Source organism: Paenibacillus pasadenensis DSM 19293, assembly GCF_000422485.1.
Lineage (GTDB): Bacteria > Bacillota > Bacilli > Paenibacillales > Paenibacillaceae > Paenibacillus_O > Paenibacillus_O pasadenensis.
The window spans coordinates 191,006-209,332 of the sequence record NZ_KE383853.1 but is presented as its reverse complement, the minus strand read 5'-3'; the positions used below and the strand labels follow the sequence as shown (position 1 = coordinate 209,332).

Here is an 18,327-nt window from a genome sequence, read left to right as displayed (position 1 = left end):
AAGCGCTTCGCGTTAGAATGAACGCGCGTACATTATGATGGCATCAGAGGGTCCAAGAAGAAGCGGAAAGATGGTTTTGCGATGAGGAAGCAAGTAGCGGACAAGGCGGGCGTTTCCGAGGCGACGGTCTCGAGGGTGTTCAGCGGATCCGAGGCGGTGAAGCCGAAAACCCGCGAGCGGGTGCTGCAGGCGGCAAGCGAGCTGGGCTACGTGCCGAGCGAGCTGGCGCGGCAGTTCGCGAAGCGGCGCAGCGGCAATATCGGAGTCGTGCTTCCGTACCTGCCCAAGGTGCAGCTGTTCTCGACGTATTATTTCTCGGAAATTCTCGGCGGCATCAGCGAGGCGGCGCGGGAGCTCGGTTCCGACCTGCTGCTGCTGCAGCGCAGCCCGGACGAGCGGCGGGAATACGGGCTGCTGTTCCGGCAGCGCAAGGTCGGCGGCCTGATCGTGCTCGGCGCCCGCGACGGCGAGGAGGAGCGAGAGGCGCTGCTGGAGCTGGAGCGGGACGGGCATGCCTACGCGCTCGTCAATCAGCGGATGGAAGGGCTCGAGCAGCGGACCGTGGAGGCGGATCATCGGGAAGGAAGCCGGCTGGCGACGGCGCATCTGCTGGAGCAGGGCTGGAGCCGTCCGGCGTTTGTCGGCGGTCCGCCGGATTATTCCAACAGCCGCGACCGGCTGCTCGGCTACCGCGATGCGATGAGCGCCGCCGGCGCGGAGCGGCTCGAGCCGCTCGTCGGCAACTATAGCCGCAAAAGCGGGCTGGAGATGGCTGACGCTGCGGCTCGGCTGATTCGCAGCGGCGAGGCCGACGCGCTGGCGGCGGCGAACGACCGCATGGCGATCGGCCTGCTGCAAGGAATGCGGCAGCTCGGGCTGGAAGCCGGCCGGGACTATGGCCTGGCCGGCTACGACGATTCCGACGGCGCGAGGCTGACGCAGCCGGCGCTGACGAGCGTTTCGGCCAGCTTTTACGAGATGGGCCGGCTGGCGGCGAGGATGGCGCTCGGCGAGCTGGAGCGGCCGGACGGGAAGCTGCCGCCGCGGCTCGTCGTGCGGGAGTCGAGCCTGAAGCGGGATGTCGAGCGGAATTGACCAATTCAAGCGAAACGGGGAGAGGCATATGGCGCAAGCGGAAGTGAAGAACACCCTTCGGATCGGCATGATCGGCTACAAGTTCATGGGCAAGGCGCACAGCAACGCCTATCGGGCGCTGCCGATGTTTTTCGGCGGCGCTCCGCTGCTGCCGGAGATGGCCGTACTGTGCGGGCGTGATGCCTCCGCGGCCGAGACGGCGAGAGCTCAGCTCGGCTGGCGGGAGCTGGAGACGGACTGGCGCAAGCTGGTGGAGCGCGACGATCTCGATCTGATCGACATCAACGCGCCGAGCGACGCGCATCTGGAGATCGCGGTCGCGGCGGCGAACGCGGGCAAGCATCTGTTCTGCGAGAAGCCGCTGGCGCTCTCGCTGGCGGATGCCCGCACGATGCTGAAGGCGGCCGAGGATGCCGGGGTCAAGCATATGACCGGCTTCAACTACCGCTTCTCGCCGGCGGTGAAGCTGGCGAAGAAGCTTGTGGAGGAAGGGCGGCTCGGACGCATCTATCATTTCCGCGCGTGGTTCCTGCAGGACTGGATCGTCGATCCGGACTTCCCGCTCGTATGGCGGCTGCAAAAGGAGATCGCCGGCTCGGGCTCGCATGGCGATCTCGGGGCGCATCTGATCGACCTGGCCCGCCATCTGGTCGGAGAGTTCGACGAGGTGGTCGGCATGAGCGAGACGTTCGTCAAGGAGCGTCCGCTGCCGACGGAAATGTCCGGGCTGAGCGCGAAGGGCGGCGCGTCCGCGGATGCGCCGCGCGGCCCGGTCACGGTCGACGACGCCACGCTGTTCCTGGCGCGCTTCGCGAACGGGGCGCTCGGCAGCTTCGAGGCGACGCGCTTCGCGCCGGGACATCGCAGCACCAACTCGTTCGAGATCAACGGCAGCAAGGGCAGCGTCCGCTTCGACTTCGAGCGGATGAACGAGCTGGAGGTGTATTTCGCCGACGATGCGGAGGACGTGCAGGGCTTCCGGCGGGTGCTGTGCACGGATGCGGCCCACGCCTATTCGGAGGCTTGGTGGCCGGCCGGGCATACGATCGGATTCGAGCATACGTTCACGCATGAGATGCTGGAGCTGATGAGCGCGGTCGCGGAAGACCGCCAGCCGAGCCCGAGCTTCGTGGACGGCGTCAAGTGCCAGGAGGTGCTCGAGGCGGTGGAGCGCTCCGTGGAGGAGCGCCGCTGGGTGAAGCTGGCGGAGATGGAGCAAGGCTGAACGGCGGCGGAAGATCGGGAACCGGGAGAGGGGAAGAGAAGAAATGAATAAACAGGCATTGATCGTGCAAGGCGGCTGGGACGGCCATCAGCCCGCGGAGGTGGCGGAGCTGCTGGCCGGCGTGCTTCGCGGCGAAGGCTTCGAGGTGAAGGTCTCGGATACGCTGGACAGCTTCAAGGATGCGGCGCTGATGGCGTCGCTCGACCTGATCGTGCCGATCTGGACGATGGGCACGATCGAGCAGGAGCAGCTGAAGCCGCTGCTCGAGACGGTGCAGGCCGGCTGCGGGCTGGCCGGCTGCCACGGCGGGATGTCGGACGCGTTCCGTCAGGAGGTCGACTATCAGTACATGGTCGGCGGCCAGTGGGTCGCGCATCCGGGCAACGACGGCGTCCGCTACGATGTCGAGATGGTCGACGCGGACGATCCGCTGACGTCCGGCATCGGGACGATCGAGGTCGCCTCGGAGAAGTACTACATGCATGTCGATCCGGCGATCAACGTCCATGCGATCACCCGGTTCGGCGAGACGGAGATGCCGGTCGTCTGGACGAAGGGCTGGGGCGCAGGACGCGTCTATCACTGCACGCTCGGCCATCAGGCGAACATCGTCGAGATGCCGCAGGTGCTGGAGCTGATGCGGCGCGGCATGCTGTGGGCGGCAGAAGGAAAACAAGCGTCTCGGGAAGCGGCAGCCGGGACGGCTCAGGAGGAGACGACGCGATGAGCGGAAGCATGCGGAAGGCGAAGGTCGGCATCATCGGCTGCGGCAACATCAGCCGCATCTATTGCAAGAATCTGCTGGCTTATGAAGAAACGGAGCTCGTGTTCTGCGCCGATCTCGATCCGGCCCGGGCCGCGGAGCGCGCGGCGGAGTACGGCGTGCCGAAATCCGGCACGGCGGAGGAGCTGCTGGCCGATCCGGAGGTAGAGATCGTCGTCAACCTGACGATCCCGGCCTCGCATGCGCGGGTCAGCCTGCAGGCGCTGGAGGCGGGCAAGCATGTCTACGCGGAGAAGCCGATCACGGTGACGCGCGAGGAGGCGCTCGCGCTGCAGGAAGCGTCGCGCCGCACCGGCAAGCGCATCGCCGGCGCTCCGGAGACGTTCCTTGGCGGAGCGATCCAGACCTGCCGCCGGCTGATCGACGAAGGCGCGATCGGTCGTCCGGTCGCCGCCTCGGCGTTCATGCTGAGCGGAGGCCACGAGAGCTGGCATCCGGATCCGGAGTTCTACTACAAGCAAGGCGGAGGCCCGATGTTCGACATGGGGCCGTACTACCTGACCGCGCTCGTGACGCTGCTCGGTCCGATCGCTTCGGTCACCGGCTCGGCCGTGACGACTCACGCCGAGCGGCTGATCCGCAGCGAGCCGAAAAAGGGCACGCTCATCCAGGTCGAGGTGCCGACGCATCTGGCCGGCGTCCTGGATTTTGAAAACGGGGCGGTAGCGACGCTCGTGACGAGCTTCGACACCCCGGGAGGCACGACCGTTCCGCCGATCGAGATCTACGGCACCGAGGGCACGCTGCTCGTGCCGGATCCGAACGGCTTCGGCGGAGACGTGCAGCTGCGCCGGATCGGCTCGCCGGGCTTCGAGAGCATCCCGCTGACGCATGGCTATACGGACAACAATCGCGGCATCGGCGTCGCCGATCTGGCCCGCGCGATCCGCGAGGAGCGGCCTCATCGCGCGAGCGGCGACATGGCGGCGCATGTGCTGGAGGCGATGCATGGCATCCATGACGCGGCGGCAACGGGCATCCGCTACCGCATGCGCAGCCGCTGCGAGCGGCCGGAGCCGATGCCGGAGCTGCAGCCGGAGGACGGCGCGGCGGCAGGCTGACGGCTTCCGCAGCGCGGATCGGCGAATGCGGATTGGCGGAAGGAATCGCCGGCGCGCGGAATTGGAAGGGTAAAGGCCGGATGCGGCAGCTGCCGCGCCCGGCCTAGTTGGTTTTGTCCAGCTCCTCGAGCTGGAAGGCGGTGCGGAAGCGCAGGCTGTCCGCCGGAGATCGCAGGGAGCGTCCGCTCAGCTGCTCGATTTTGGCGATCCGGTAGATGACCGTATTGCGGTGGACGAACAGCGCCTTGGCGGTGTCGGCGATACGTCCGTGATGCTCGTAGTAGGCGCGCAGCGTCCGGCGCAGCTCCTCGCTCTCCTCGGCGAGATCGAGCGCGCCGAACGTCTCGGCGACGAAGCGGCGGCGTTCCTGGAGCGGCAGCATCCGCAGCAGCTCGGGCAGCTCGCGCACATGGCTGAACTGGATGAAGCGCCGCTTGCCACCGAGCAGGCCGGACTGCCAGGCGTCCTGCGCTTCCTGGAAAGAGCGCGCAAGAAAGCTCAGCGTCTCGGCCGGATTGCCGATGCCGCAGCTGAGTCCGGCGCCGAGCGCTTCCGCGGCTTGGCCGACGGCTCGCTGCAGCGGCGAGCCGAGCAGCGGCTCCAGTCCGCTCGCTCCGCCTGCCCGGCAAGGCTCGATCATCGCCAGGCCGTCCTGCTTGGCGAACAGCAGCCCGCCGAGACCGGCGGAGCGCGCGGCTTTTTTGACCGCTTCGTACAAGGCGTCCCGCTCGCGCCGATCCATCCGCTGCGGACTCGACTCGCCCCCGGCCATCAGGTCGGACGGCGGGTCTTTTTTGATGACGACGCAAACATAGGGCTGCAACGGCTGCAGGCCGTAGACGCTGCCCCGCCGCGCGATCTCGTCCTCCTGGACGATCAGCCCGTCGACGACATCGGAGAGGAAGTCATGCTTGTAGCGGCGCGAGCGCTCGCGCACGGCCAGCGTCTTGAGCAGCTCGAAGCTGGCGACGTTCGCCGCCTGCTCCAGCGTCTGGTAGACCATCTCGTCGGGAGAGCCGTCGCGGCATAAGGCCAGCAGCCCGCCTTGGAGCTGGGTCGTATGGATCGGCGCGGCGAGCACGCCGGACCAGCTGGAGCCGTGGCGATCCAGCGGGAAATAGACCGGGCGGAGGGAGGAGAGCCCTTGACTCTCGCGCAGCCTCCGGAAAATAGAGCTGCCGAGCGGCTCGCCCGTGCCGGAGGACGGCCGCTCGCTGGACATCAAGTCAGCGGGCCAAGCGCCGCCCGCACCGATGCCTGAGGTCGCCAGCGGCTCTCCTTCGATCCCGAGCAGCAGCACGGGCAGGCCGATCAGGCGGCCGACGGCCTCGGTCAGATCCTGGAGGCTGCGCCCTTCCATGACGAGCTCGGTCAGCTGGCGATGGGCGAGCAGCGCATAGCGCATCTCCTCCGTGCGGAACTGCAGGATGCGGCCCATCAGCTGCTGCACCGCATCGGCCAGCGAGCAGTCCAGCCCCAGCTCCAGCAGCGGCAGCTGATGGCGGTCCGCCGCTTCCTGCAGCCCGGCCGGCATGCGGTCGAAGTAGCGCTTCGTCTTGATGCCGAGGCCGGCGCAGCCGAGCCGGGCCATCTCCTCGATGAGGCGCAGCAGCATCTCCGGCTTGTCCTTGACGGCATAGGCGGTCGTGAGCAGCAGCTCATTCGGCTTCAGGAAGTCAAAAATATCCGGCGAATCCATCATGTTGACGCTGGCGACCATCCGGTCGAGCCCGCCCTTGCCGCCGATGAGCCGGGAGCTGCCGAGCACGGGCGCATCAATCAGATCTCCGATCCTCATCGTCCTTCTTCCTCTCGTCATATATATGTCAGATATTCAATCCTGCGAGAGTTCCTTTGGTCATTCGAGCCAAGTGGGCTCTATTTTTTCGTTAAGTATAACCAAAGACAGCAAGGGGAGCAATCCATTATGCTAGTTTCAAGTCAAAGAATGTTAGAAAACATGACATAAACGGGGTGGAGACAGATGGGCACGATACTGATTCGAAACGGCTCCGTCCTGACGATGAACGACAGCCGAGAGCTGCTGGAGCCGGGATATGTGCTGGTGGAGGACGACCGGATCGTCGAGGTCGGCCGCTGGCCGCTGGAGGAAGGCGAGGCGAGGCTGCTCTCGCGGGCCGAACGGATCATCGATGCGGGCGGGATGGCGGTCATCCCGGGGCTGGTCAACGGGCATACGCATCTGTTCCAGACGTTTCTGCGCGGCGTATCCGACGAGTTCCGGCTGTCCGACTGGCTGCGGCAGGTGATCTGGCCGGGCTCGCTGGCGATGGAAGAAGAGGATTTTTATTTGGCGGCGATGATCGGCTGCATCGAGAACCTGAAGTCCGGCGCGACGACGATCATGGACCATCACTACATCCATACGTTTGAAGGCAATACGGACGGCGTGCTGCAGGCGATGCGCGAAAGCGGCATCCGAGGCTATCTGGCGCGGGGCGGAGTCGATCTGAGCTACGAGGAGCGGCTGCGCGAGGAGGAGGAGGACATCTTCCGCCGCACGGAGGAGGCGCTGGAGCGCTGGGACGGCGAGGCGGGCGGCCGGCTGCGGATCGCGATGGGGCCGCTCAATCTGTACGGCTGCTCGCGGCAGTTCCTGGAGCGGGCAGGCCGATTCAGCCGCGAGCGCGGGCTCATCGCCCACATCCATGTCGCGGAGACGAGCAGCCAGATTGAAAATACGCTGGAGCGCTTCGGCCTCCGCAACCTGGAGCTGGTCGAGGCGTCCGGCCTGCTCGGGCCGTCGACCCAGGTCGTCCACGGCATCTGGCTCAGCGACCGCGAGCTGGAGCTGATCCGGGATGCGGGCGCGTCCGTCATCCACTGTCCCGTATCCAACCTGTACCTCGCCTCCGGCGTCGCCAGAGTGCCGGACATGCTGGAGGCCGGCATCAACGTCGCGCTCGGCACGGACGGACCGGGCAGCAACAACTGCCAGGACAATCTGGAGGTGCTCAAGTTCACCGCCTGCCTGCACAAGCTGGATCGGATGGACTCGACCGTGCTGCCGCCGATGCAGGTGCTGGAGCTCGGCACGAGAGGCGGAGCGAAGGCGCTCGGCCGCGAGCATGACCTGGGCAAGCTCGCGCCGGGCATGAAGGCCGACATCGTCATCGTCGATCTGCAAAAGGCGCATATCGCGCCGGTGCACCGCATCTCCTCGGCGCTCGTGTACAACGCCAACGGCAACGATGTGCACACGGTGCTCGTGGACGGACGCGTCGTCGTCAGCGGCGGCCGCTGCACGCTCGTCGACGAGGCGGAGGTGATCCGCCGCGCCCAGAGCCGCGTCGATCGGCTGCGAAGCCGGCTGGCCGCCTCTTATCCGGCCTACGCCCAGCGGGGCTGACGCCGGATCGGAGGCGAGATCGACAGAAGTTCCATAGAAGGGGGTCATCCATTTGGGAGATAAGGGCACGGCCCGTGAAAAAGCCCTCCTGCTGCTCGTCGAAGCGCTGTTTTACGCTCTGGCGCTTGCCGGGGCGCTGGCGGCAGGAGCGGCGGTGATGGCGGCGGCGGGCATCTCGCCCTGGTCGGCCTATCCGGTCCTGTGGGAGGGGGCGGCCGGCAGCGCGAACAGCATCAAGGAAACGCTCGTGAAGGCGACGCCGCTGCTGCTTACGGGGCTCGCCTACAGCTTCGCTTACCGCTGCGGCCTGTTCAACATCGGCGCCGAAGGCCAGCTCTACGCCGGAGCGCTCGCCGGCACGGCGGCGGCGCTGCTGCTGCCGCCGCTGCCGGGCTGGCTGCATCTGCCGCTGGCGCTGCTGTGCGGCATGGCGGGCGGGGCGCTCTGGGGCGGCATCGCCGGAGCGCTCAAGGCCGGCCGAGGAGCAAGCGAGATCATCAATACGATCATGCTCAATTATGTCGGCCTGTACGTCGTCAGCTACATGGTGACGGGGCCGCTGCGCGATGCCGGCGGGTCGCTGCCGCAGACGGCGGCGATTCCGCTGGCGGCGGAGCTGCCCAGGCTGCTCGGCTCGCGGCTGCATGCCGGCGTGTTCGTCGCGCTGGGCGCGGCGCTCATCGCCTATCTCCTGCTGCATCGCTCGGCATGGGGCTACGAGATCCGCTCTGCCGGCTCGAACTGGCGGGCGGCCGAGGTGATGGGCATGCCGGTGAGGCGCAACACCGTGCTTGTGCTCATGGCGAGCGGCGGCTTCGCCGGTCTGGCCGGGTGGGTCGAGATCGCCGGCGTGCAGCATCGGCTGCTGCAGAATTTTTCCCCGGGCTTCGGCTATGACGGCATCGCGGTCGCGCTGCTCGGAGGCGCGCATCCGCTCGGAAACATCCTGTCGGCGCTGCTGTTCGGCGGACTGCGCAGCGGAGCGAACGCGATGCAGCGCGCGACGGGCGCCTCGACTTCTCTCGTCTACGTCATCCAGGCGGTGCTCATCATCCTGCTGCTCTGCAACCGCTACTGGCTGGCCGGGGTGAAGCGGACGATCGTCGCGCGGCTCGTCGGCCAGCGGTCGGCGGAGCAATCCGGGCACTCCGGGCAATCCGGCCAAACCGGACAGAGCGCGGCTATCGATTCCAAGCTAGGAGGGGAAGGCGCATGAGCGCAGACGTATGGATCAACTACGCAGCGGCGGCAATCCGGCTGTCCGCGATCGTGCTGCTGGCTTCGCTCGGCGTGCTGTTCATGGCGCGCAGCGGCATCCTGAACATCGGCATGGAGGGCATGATGCTGATCGGCGCGCTGGCTGCGGTGCTCGGCTCGGCCGCCGGCGGCAGCGCCTGGATGGGACTGGCGGCCGGCGCTGCCGCGGGCTGCCTGATCGGCCTTCTGTTCGCCTTTCTCGTCGTCACGACCGGAGCGGACCAGGTCATCATCGGCACCGCGCTCAATCTGCTCGGCCTTGGCGTGACGACCGTTTTCGGGCGCAGCCTGCTCGGCATGGGCACGGAAGCGCGGCAGGCGGTCAGCCTGCAGCCGTGGCCGGTTCCGCTGCTGAGCGATCTGCCGGTCGTCGGACCGCTGCTGTTCCAGCACAATGCACTGACTTATCTCGCCTTCCTGCTGCTGCCGGCCGTCAGCCTCGTCCTGTATCGGACGAACTGGGGACTCAGCGTGCGTGCGGTCGGCGAGCATCCGCTGGCCGCCGATACGCTCGGCGTGCGCGTGCATCGCATCCGCTACCAGTGCTGCGCCATCGGCGGCGTGCTGGCTGGACTTGCGGGGGCGGCGCTGTCGATCGGCATCTTGAACCAGTTCACGGAAAATATGGTGGCGGGGCGAGGGTTCATCGCCTTGTCCGCGGTCATCTTCGGCCGCTGGACGCCAGGGGGCACGGCGGCGGGCTCGCTGCTGTTCGGCGCTGCCGACGCGCTGCAGCTGCGCTTCCAGACGCTCGGCATCGAGATTCCGTACCAGCTGCTCCTCCTCTTCCCGTATGTGCTGACGATGCTCGCCCTATCCTGGTTCTCGGGCCGGACACGGGCGCCGGCAGCGACGGCCATGCCGTACAAAAGCGCCGCCAACCGCGCCTGAGCTTGCTCGAAGCCTAGATAAGGAGGGAACGCCATGCGGACAAACGGCAAAGCGGCGGGAGAAAGCATGCTCGCCACCCGCGGACTGACAAAGCGGTTCGGCTCGTTCACGGCGAACGACAGGCTGGACCTCGATATCCGGCGCGGCGAGATCCACGCCATCCTCGGCGAGAACGGCGCCGGCAAAAGCACGCTCATGAACATGCTCTCGGGGCTGATCGAGCCGGACGAGGGCGAGATCCTCTTCAACGGAGCGCCGGTCCGCTTCGATTCGCCTCGCGCGGCGATGAGAGCGGGCATCGGCATGGTGCATCAGCACTTCATGCTCGTGCCGGCGCTGACGGCGGCGGAAAACGTAATGATCGGCCTGAAGCAGGGTCGCGGTCCGCTGTTCCGCAAGCGGCAGGCTTGCCGCGACATCGAGCGGCTGTCGGAGCGGTTCGGACTGCGGATCGATCCCCGGCGCAAGGTGCAGGAGCTGTCCGTCGGACAGCAGCAGCGCGTGGAGATCGTCAAGACGCTGTATCGCGGAGCCGAGTTCATTATTCTCGACGAACCGACGGCGGTGCTGACGCCGCCGGAGGTGGAGGAGCTGATCGTCATTTTGCGCCGCTTGCGGGAGCAGGGCAAGACGATCGTATTCATCAGCCACAAGCTGCAGGAGGTGATGAGCGTCTGCGACCGGGTGAGCGTGCTGCGCTCCGGCCAGCTCGTCGCCAGCCGGGACATCGCTTCGACGAGCGCCTCCGAGCTGGCCGCGCTCATGGTCGGGCGCGAGCTGAAGCCGGTCTCGAACCGGACGGCGCGCCGGCAAGGGCAGACGCATCTGAAGATGAAGGAGGTGCATGCGCCGGCGCCGGAAGGCCAGCCGCTGCAGGGGGTGTCGCTGGAGCTGCGGGAGGGTGAGATATTGGGCATCGCCGGCGTCGACGGCAACGGCCAGCGGGAGCTGTGCGAGGCGCTGCTCGGCCTGCTGCCGATCGCAAGCGGCGAGGTGGAGCTGGGCGGGAAGCGCCTGGAGCGGCCCAATCCGCGGCGGCTGGCGGAGCTCGGGGTCGGCTACATCCCCGAGGATCGGCATCGCGAGGGGCTGTGCCTCGATCTGACTATCGGCGAAAGCTTGATCGCCAAGTCCTATCGCAGCGCTCCGTTCAGCCGCTTCGGGCTGCTGCGCCGGCTTGAAATCCGCCAGGCCGCGGAGCAGGCGGTGCAGTCGTTCCGCGTGCGGACGCCGGGTCTGAGCAAGCCGGTGCGGGCGCTGTCCGGAGGCAATCAGCAGAAGGTCGTGCTGGCGCGCGAGCTGATGCTGGAGCCGAGCCTGCTGCTGGCGATGCAGCCGACGCGGGGCATGGACGTCGGCGCCGCCGAGCATGTGCGCGAGCGGCTGCTCGCCGAGCGCGAGCGCGGCTGCGCCGTGCTGCTGCTGTCGACGGAGCTGGAGGAGCTGCTCGCTCTGTCCGACCGCATCGCGGTGATGTACCAGGGCCGGCTGCTCGGACAGCTGGAGCGCGGCGAGTTCGACGCGGGCCGGATCGGCATGTGGATGGCCGGCATGGAGAGCTGACCGTTCAGGCGGGCGCGGCTCGCGGCTGGAGGAGGTTCATTTCAAACCAAAACGGGGGTCGATGAGATGGAACAGGCATACGGAATGAAGCAGCAGGAAAACGGCAGGAAGCGGCTCGGCAAGCGGAGCCGCATGAGGACGTCGCGGCTGATCGCGCTGCTGCTGGCGCTGACGCTGCTGCTGGCAGGATGCGGCGGCAACAAGGCGGCCGGAACGACTGCCAAGCCGGAAGCGGAAGCGGCGGGCAAGAGCGGCTTCAAGGTCGCCTTGCTGACGCCGGGAGCGGTGAACGACAACGGCTGGAACAGCGTCGCCTACAACGGCTTGCTGAAGATCAAGGATGTGCTCGGAGCCGATACCCAGCATTCGGAGAAGGTCGGGCAATCCGACGCGGCGGAGTTCATCCGCGGCTATGCGCAGGACGGCTTTCAGGTCGTGATCGGCCATGGATTCGAATACGCCGAGCCGATGATGGAGATCGCCAAGGAATTCCCGGACACCTGGTTCCTCGTGACGAGCGCCGCCGTCTCTCAGGAGCCGAACGTCGCCTCGATCAGCATCAACAACCGCGAGCAAGGCTATCTGATGGGCACGGCGGCCGCGCTGCTGTCCAAGTCGGGCAAGGTTGCCGCCATCGGAGGCACGGACATCCCGCCGATCACCAATTCCGTCGCCGGCTTCAAGGAGGGCGCGGAGGCGGCCGTGCCGGGCATCGAGGTGTTCACGGCGATGACAGGCAGCAACGATGACATCGCCAAGGCGAAGGAGACGGCCATTTCGATGATCGAAAAAGGCGCGGACGTCGTGATGGCGAATGCGAACGCGGCCGGCAACGGCGGCATCGAGGCGGCGAAGCAGAAGGGCGTGCTGTCGATCGGCTCCAATGTCGATCTGAATGCGCTCGCGCCGGACACGGTCGCCGTCAGCGTCATCCAGGACTACCCGGCGGCGATGGCGTCGGTCGTGAAGGACATCAAGGAAGGCCGCATGAAAGCGGAGCCCAAGATGCTGGGCGTCAAGGAAGGCGCCGTGTATCTGAGTCCGTACCACGGCTTTGAATCGAGCATCCCGCAAGCGGTCAAGGACAAGATCGAGGCGGTCTTCGTCTCGCTCCATAGCGGCGAGCTGCAGGTCAAGAACGAACAATAGGAGGAAGAGACCATGAGCATGACAATCCCGAACACCTCGAACTACGCCGATCCGGCGCCGCTCAAGGACGGCGTCCTGGAGCATGAGTGGCATCCGGCCTGCTCGTCGGCCGAGCTGCAGCAAAAGCCTCTGTCCGTCATCGTGCTCGGCGAGCGCGTCGCCGTCTACCGCACGTCGCGAGGCGTGCATGCGCTGCGCGACCTGTGCGTCCATCGCGGGGCGATGCTGTCCAAGGGCTGGGTGGAGAACGACCGCGATCTCGTCTGTCCATACCATGGCTGGAAGTACGATGCCGACGGCAAATGCGTGTGCATCCCGGCGCAAGGCAAGGACGACCGCATCCCGCCGCGCGCCAGGGCGGTCAAATATCAGGCGCGCGAAAAATACGGCATCGTCTGGGTGTGCATCGGCGAGCCGGCCGCCGAGCTGCCCGACTTCGCCGAATTCGAGACGGCGGAATATCGGCCGCTCGTCTGCGGTCCCTACCGCGTGAACGCGGCGGGCACGCGCGTCATCGAGAACTTCACCGACTTCGCCCATCTGATGTATGTGCATGGCGGCCTGCTCGGTCATCCCGATTATGCGGAGCTGCCGGACTTCGAGGTGTACCGCGAGGAGGGGCGCGTCTACACCGGAGATGTGCCGATTTTCCAGCCGGTCGCCCACTCCGGCTCGGAGCATGCCGAGGGCACGACCTATGTGTACGTCAAGGAGGTGTTCCGTCCGCTGGCCGCGCGGCTGTCCAAGCGCGATGCGGCTACCGGCCAGACGCTGTGGATCATGCTGACGGTGCTGCCGGTGTCGGAGAAGGAGTGCCTCGTCTATATGCCGGTGTCGCGCAACTATGCGTTCGACGTGGACGATCAGAGCTTCATCGACTTCCAGGATACGGTATTCGAGCAGGACAAGTGGATCATCGAGACGCAAAAGCCGGAGCTGCTGCCGCTTGACCTGCAGGCCGAGCTGAACCATAAGGCTGACAAGCTGTCGGTCGCCTATCGGAAATGGATCGCCGGCATGGGCATGCGCACCTGCATGGCCTAGCTCCAAAAGCCCTGTTTTCGCGGAGGTCGCGAAAACAGGGCTGTCGGGGCTTGTTCGGCCCAATAGGCCGGAACGCTCGCAAGCCGGACGGCATGCGGCAAGGCGGAAAGATCAGCTCTGCTGCGACTGGCTGTGCAGATGCCCGTGCAGCTTGCCGACGAGCGACTGCTGCTCGGCGGCCGCGCTGTCCTTCCAGATCATCTCGAACAGCACGCCGAGGCCCGGAAGGGCCTTTTCGTCGCTGTCGATGGAATCCCGGATGATCTCGCTCAGCTCGCCTTCGGACTTGTCCTGCACGATCTGCGTTATCGCCTCTCGCAGGTTGAATTGGCTCATCGCTTGCTCATTCCTCCTTGAATTCGGATCGCCGTTAGGTTGCCCGTCCCGGGCCGCGGACATTCGGGAAATCGCCTGCCGTATGCTATAATGGATGCCATCAGAGCGGATTGGAAAGGCGGGAAGGTAAGGCATGCGCAAAAAGCAGTTTGCCGTCATCGGCATGGGCCGCTTCGGCTCAAGCGTCGCCCAGGCGCTGTCGGAGATGGGCTTCGAGGTGCTCGCCATCGACAGCGACGAGGAACGGATCCAGGACATGGCGCCGATCGTCACCCATGCGGTATCGGCCGACACGACCGACGAGGAGGCGCTGCGCGCGATCGGCATCCGCAACTTCGACGTCGTCGTCGTCGCCATCGGGGAGGACATCCAGGCGAGCATCCTGACGACGCTCATCCTCAAGGATCTCGGCGTGCCGCAGCTGATCGTCAAGGCGCAGAACGAGCTGCACGGCAAGGTGCTCGGCAAGATCGGCGCGGACCGCGTCATCTATCCGGAGCGGGACATGGGGCTTAGGGTCGCCCATCATCTGATCTCGCCGAGCGTGCTCGACTTCATCGAGCTGACGCCGGAGCACGGCATCATCGAGTTCGAGGCACCGGACGCGATGCTCGGCCGCACGATCAAGCAGCTCGACATCCGGGCCAAGTACCAATGCAACGTGCTCGGCATCAAGGCCGGCGGCAAGATGGACATCACGCCGATGCCGGATCAGGTCATCCGCAGCGGCGACGTGCTCGTCATCGTCGGCGCCAACAAGGATCTGCTGCGGCTCGAGGTCGAGTTTGCCGTGACGCGCGAGGTGAAGAGCCGGTGATCGAGGCGCCGCTGACGATCGCCTCGACCGCCAATCCCAAGGTCAAGGCATGGGCCTCCCTGCAGGAAAAGAAGCATCGCGACCGGCTCGGCCAGTTCCTCGCCGAAGGGCCGCATATGATCGCCGAGGCGCTCTCCTGCGGAGCCGTCGTGCGCGCCGTCGTCTACGACGCGGAACGGGGCTTGCCGCCGGAGCTGGCGGAGCCGCTGCGCCTCTACGGCAAGGCCGTCGAGCTCGTCGCGGCCTCGCGCGCCGTCGTCGCGAAGTGCGCCGGCACCGACTCGCCGCCGCCGGCATTCGCCGTCGTCGACAAGCCGTCGGCGGACCGCTCGGCGCTCTACCGCGAGCGCGGCTTCGTCGTCGTGCTGGACGGCGTGCGCGACCCCGGCAACGCCGGCACGATCATCCGCAGCGCGGACGCGGCCGGAGCCGACGCGGTCGTGCTGGGCCGAGGCTGCGTCGACCTGTACAACCCCAAGGTCGTGCGCTCGACGATGGGCTCGCTGTTTCATCTGCCTGTGCTGGAGGGCGATCTGGCCGAGCTGCTGCCGGAGGCGCGGTCGCGCGGGATGAAGCTCGCGGGCACGAGCCTGCAGGCGGCGCGCGGGCTGTACGAGTGCGACTTGACGGAGCCGACCTGGCTGCTGCTCGGCAGCGAGGCCGACGGACTGTCGCCGCTGTCGCTGCAGCAGATGGATTACGGCGTCCTGATCCCGATGAAGGGACGCAGCGAATCGCTCAATGTGGCGATGGCCGCCACGATCGTGCTGTACGAGGCGATGCGGCAGCGGGAGTTTTAGGCGAAGGACGGGAAAAAGCGTATGCGTTGCAGGTTTTCGCTTGTCGCCAGCTGAAACGATGGGCTCGCATCAAGACATGTTGTTCAATCGCGATTAGCGGCCTGAGCAACTTTCGATGCAAGAAGGAGGGCAATGCCAATTGGGCATTGCCCTCCTTTGTTTATAGATGGCTGCACAGATGAGCACGACGCTGCCCGGCATGTCGGCGCGGACGTCCTTCGGGGGGAGCGCCGTCGACTGCGAGGCTATTTTTTTTGCCTTCGGGTCATAGTCGCGCGAAATAGCCGACGCTAAAAATACCCGCGCTTCCGGCTAATTTATTCTGCTTATTCCGGTTCAAAATGCCTTTTATACTTGGCTTAGATGCGAGCCGCGCCTGTCGCGCTGCAGAAAATTGAAGGTCCTGTCATCAAAAGGGGGAGGGAGGAAAGCTGCGCTTCTTTTGGCAATAGAACATGATTAAAAACCGAATGGGGGGCCATAAGCCATGAAAAGAACGACCCTGCTGTCTACTATGCTTGTTTTCCTGTTCCTTCTCGCTGCCTGCGGCAACGGAGGCTCGACAACAAATTCGAATAACGCCGTTGAGGCGTCGGGCAACCAGGCATCCAATACTGCGGCCAACACAACGCCGGATACGGCTGGCCCGGTCGACGGTCCGATCACCATTAATCAGGACCTGCCGGACAAGGACATCCTGAGCAAAGGTCCAGACGGCGAAAGCGCTGTCTCGGCCAAGACGTTGTCGCTATCGCCGGAGGAGCTGGCAAAGGTCCAGGAAGGCAACTTTACGGCAGCGATCTCGATGCACTATGCCGGCAACGACTGGTCGGCCGCTCAGCTCAAGGGGCTGAAGGATACGTTCGCCAAGATGAACATCGAGATCGTAGCCACGACTGACGCGAACTTCAAGGCGGAAACGCAGGTCGCCAATATCGAGACGATTCTGGCCAAGAAGCCGGATATTCTCGTGAGCATTCCGGTCGACGCCGTATCTACGGCAAGTGCGTACAAGAAGGCGGCTGCCCAGGGCGTCAAGCTCGTCTTCATGGACAATAAAGCCGCAGGTCTAACGGCCGGCCAGGATTATGTGAGTGTCGTTTCCGCCGACAACTACGGCAACGGCGTAGAAGCCGCACACATTCTCGCCAAGGCGATCGGCGAAGAAGGCGACATTGGCGTGATCTTCCACGACGCGGACTTCTTCGTGACGAAGCAGCGCACCGAAGCGTTCGAGAAGACGATCAAGGAATCGTATCCGAATATTCATATCGTCGAGCGCGGCGGCATTGCAGGTCCGAACGACGGCGAGAAAGTAGCCGCGGCGATGCTGACCAAGCACCCCAAGCTGAAGGGCATGTTCGTCGTATGGGATGTGCCGGCTGAAGGCGCCATGGCCGCCGCCCGTTCGGCAGGCCGCACCGATCTCGCCATTTCCACGATCGATCTCGGCACGAACGTTGCCCTGGAAATCGCCAAAGGCGGCATGATCAAGGGGCTCGGCGCCCAGCTGCCGTATGACCAAGGCGTAGCGGAAGCCATCCTGGCTGCCCATGCGCTGCTCGGCAAGGAGACGCCTCCTTATGTTGCGGTTCCGGCGCTGTCCGTCCATCAGGAAAACATCCTGGATTCGTGGAAGACCGTTTACCATGCGGATGCGCCCAAAACGATCCAGGACGCGGCCCAAAAATAGGCGTATAAGCAGAAGCGGAAGTTCCGTCCCTACCAAACCGATACAGACAGAGAAGGAGAGAATGGCATATGCGCACATTAAATGTTGGAATGATCGGCGGCGGGTTTATGGGCAAGGCCCACTCGCTCGCCTATGCAGGGATGCCGATGTTCTTCTGGCCGGCACCGGCCATTCCGGTTCGCAAGACCGTCGTGGATATTCGGGACGACCTGGCGCAGGAAGCGGCAGCCCGTTACGGCTTCGAATGCTACGCTTCCGACTGGAGAAAAGTGGTCGAGGATCCATCCATCGACATCATCGACATTGTGACGCCGAACAATACGCACGCCGAAATCGCGATCGCGGCAGCCAAGGCAGGCAAGCATATCATTTCCGAGAAGCCGCTTGCCCGGACGACCGAGGAAGCCAAGCAGATGCTGGATGCCGTTACCGCAGCGGGCGTAAAGCATATGGTTGCTTTCAACTACCGTCGGACGCCGGCTGTCGCGCTGGCGAAGAAATATATCGAAGAAGGGGCAATTGGCCGCGTGTTGAACTTCCGCGGGACCTATTTGCAGGACTGGTCGGCCGATCCGAATTCGCCGCTGTCCTGGCGGTTCCGGAAGGACGTCGCCGGATCGGGCACGCTGGGCGACATCGGCACCCACGTCATCGATTTTGCCCGTTATCTGGTGGGCGAAATTACCGAGGTCATGGGCACGGCCCAGACGTGGATCAAGGAACGGCCGGTATCATCCGGGCCGGTCGATAAGCTGGGAACCGTGAAGGCTTCAGGCGAGGTCAAAAAGGAGGCTGTCGACGTCGACGACGAGATCAGCACGCTGCTCCGGTTCGAGAACGGTGCAGTCGGCAGCATGGAAGCGACGCGCAACGCATGGGGACGCAACAACTTTTTGACGTTCGAAATCCATGGGGAAAAAGGCTCCATCGCGTTCAACTACGAACGCCGCGACGAGCTGCAGGTCTGCTTCGCCGACGATCCGGACGACCGTCGCGGATTCCGGACGATCTATACGGGCCCGGCGCATCCGAACGGCCCGGCGCTTTGGCCGATTCCGGCACTTGGCATCGGTTATGGCGAGACGAAAATTATCGAAGCGCATGATTTCATCTCCGCCATTGTCAACGATACCGACGTATCTCCGAATTTCCACGACGGCTATCGCATCCATGTCATTTCCGATGCGATCCTAGCTTCCGCAAAAAGCGGCACATGGGTCAAAACCGTCGAGTAACGAGTAA

General features: G+C 65.2%; 16 protein-coding genes. 14 read left to right on the top strand and 2 right to left on the bottom strand.

Annotation, left to right across the window (positions count from 1 at the left end; translation table 11 throughout):
- The first annotated feature begins 81 nt into the window (after positions 1 to 81).
- Genes H582_RS0120275 through H582_RS0120260 form a run of 4 tightly spaced genes read left to right on the top strand, consistent with a single transcriptional unit; the run spans position 82 to position 4,165 of the window.
- Positions 82 to 1,095: a LacI family DNA-binding transcriptional regulator gene (locus H582_RS0120275; protein ID WP_028600010.1), complete on the top strand. Its 1,014-nt coding sequence runs from the start codon at positions 82 to 84 to the stop codon at positions 1,093 to 1,095.
- Between the two features lie 28 nt (positions 1,096 to 1,123).
- Complete coding sequence (locus H582_RS0120270) at positions 1,124 to 2,320, top strand: Gfo/Idh/MocA family protein (protein WP_043111634.1); 1,197 nt, start codon at positions 1,124 to 1,126, stop codon at positions 2,318 to 2,320.
- Positions 2,321 to 2,363: 43 nt separating this feature from the next.
- A complete protein-coding gene (locus H582_RS0120265) occupies positions 2,364 to 3,047 on the top strand; it encodes a ThuA domain-containing protein (RefSeq protein ID WP_028600008.1) in 684 nt (227 codons plus the stop codon).
- An 8-nt stretch (positions 3,048 to 3,055) separates the two neighbouring features.
- Entirely contained in the window at positions 3,056 to 4,165 is a 1,110-nt protein-coding gene (locus tag H582_RS0120260) for a Gfo/Idh/MocA family protein (RefSeq protein WP_028600007.1), read from the top strand.
- A 103-nt stretch (positions 4,166 to 4,268) separates the two neighbouring features.
- On the opposite strand, the gene H582_RS0120255 is transcribed toward H582_RS0120260, so the two are convergent.
- Positions 4,269 to 5,963, bottom strand: a complete 1,695-nt coding sequence (locus H582_RS0120255; RefSeq protein ID WP_028600006.1) for a PucR family transcriptional regulator — start codon at positions 5,961 to 5,963, stop codon at positions 4,269 to 4,271.
- 186 nt (positions 5,964 to 6,149) lie between these two features.
- Here H582_RS0120255 and H582_RS0120250 point away from each other — a divergent pair, with 186 nt between their 5' ends.
- From H582_RS0120250 to H582_RS0120225, 6 genes are all read left to right on the top strand, one after another.
- Entirely contained in the window at positions 6,150 to 7,535 is a 1,386-nt protein-coding gene (locus H582_RS0120250) for an amidohydrolase family protein (protein WP_028600005.1), read from the top strand.
- A gap of 52 nt (positions 7,536 to 7,587) precedes the next feature.
- On the top strand, positions 7,588 to 8,751 hold the full coding sequence (locus H582_RS28670; protein ID WP_240479049.1) for an ABC transporter permease: 1,164 nt from the start codon (positions 7,588 to 7,590) through the stop codon (positions 8,749 to 8,751).
- The gene (locus tag H582_RS0120240; protein WP_028600004.1) at positions 8,748 to 9,683 is read left to right on the top strand and encodes an ABC transporter permease; all 936 of its coding nucleotides are present in this window, start codon (positions 8,748 to 8,750) and stop codon (positions 9,681 to 9,683) included. The genes H582_RS28670 and H582_RS0120240 overlap by 4 nt, the downstream gene beginning before the upstream one ends.
- 33 nt (positions 9,684 to 9,716) lie before the next feature.
- Positions 9,717 to 11,246 (top strand): ABC transporter ATP-binding protein, encoded by a 1,530-nt coding sequence (locus H582_RS0120235; protein WP_028600003.1) that lies wholly within the window; start codon positions 9,717 to 9,719, stop codon positions 11,244 to 11,246.
- Positions 11,247 to 11,330: 84 nt separating this feature from the next.
- Positions 11,331 to 12,395: a BMP family protein gene (locus H582_RS0120230; RefSeq protein ID WP_228551348.1), complete on the top strand. Its 1,065-nt coding sequence runs from the start codon at positions 11,331 to 11,333 to the stop codon at positions 12,393 to 12,395.
- A gap of 12 nt (positions 12,396 to 12,407) precedes the next feature.
- Complete coding sequence (locus tag H582_RS0120225; protein WP_028600001.1) at positions 12,408 to 13,439, top strand: aromatic ring-hydroxylating dioxygenase subunit alpha; 1,032 nt, start codon at positions 12,408 to 12,410, stop codon at positions 13,437 to 13,439.
- Between the two features lie 111 nt (positions 13,440 to 13,550).
- Here H582_RS0120225 and sspI read toward each other — a convergent pair whose 3' ends face one another.
- On the bottom strand, positions 13,551 to 13,775 hold the full coding sequence (sspI, locus tag H582_RS0120220) for a small acid-soluble spore protein SspI (RefSeq protein WP_028600000.1): 225 nt from the start codon (positions 13,773 to 13,775) through the stop codon (positions 13,551 to 13,553).
- A gap of 133 nt (positions 13,776 to 13,908) precedes the next feature.
- On the opposite strand from sspI, the gene H582_RS0120215 reads away from it, so the two are divergent.
- The 4 genes from H582_RS0120215 (at position 13,909) to H582_RS0120200 (ending at position 18,320) form a co-directional block, all read left to right on the top strand.
- Complete coding sequence (locus H582_RS0120215) at positions 13,909 to 14,592, top strand: potassium channel family protein (RefSeq protein WP_028599999.1); 684 nt, start codon at positions 13,909 to 13,911, stop codon at positions 14,590 to 14,592.
- On the top strand, positions 14,589 to 15,392 hold the full coding sequence (locus tag H582_RS0120210; protein WP_240479048.1) for a TrmH family RNA methyltransferase: 804 nt from the start codon (positions 14,589 to 14,591) through the stop codon (positions 15,390 to 15,392). Before H582_RS0120215 ends, H582_RS0120210 begins: the two co-directional genes overlap by 4 nt.
- 487 nt (positions 15,393 to 15,879) lie before the next feature.
- Positions 15,880 to 17,085 carry a substrate-binding domain-containing protein gene (locus H582_RS0120205; protein ID WP_028599997.1) on the top strand — a complete coding sequence of 402 codons (1,206 nt, stop codon included), beginning with the start codon at positions 15,880 to 15,882 and terminating at the stop codon, positions 17,083 to 17,085.
- Between the two features lie 68 nt (positions 17,086 to 17,153).
- Complete coding sequence (locus tag H582_RS0120200) at positions 17,154 to 18,320, top strand: levoglucosan dehydrogenase (RefSeq protein ID WP_028599996.1); 1,167 nt, start codon at positions 17,154 to 17,156, stop codon at positions 18,318 to 18,320.
- Positions 18,321 to 18,327: the final 7 nt, after the last annotated feature.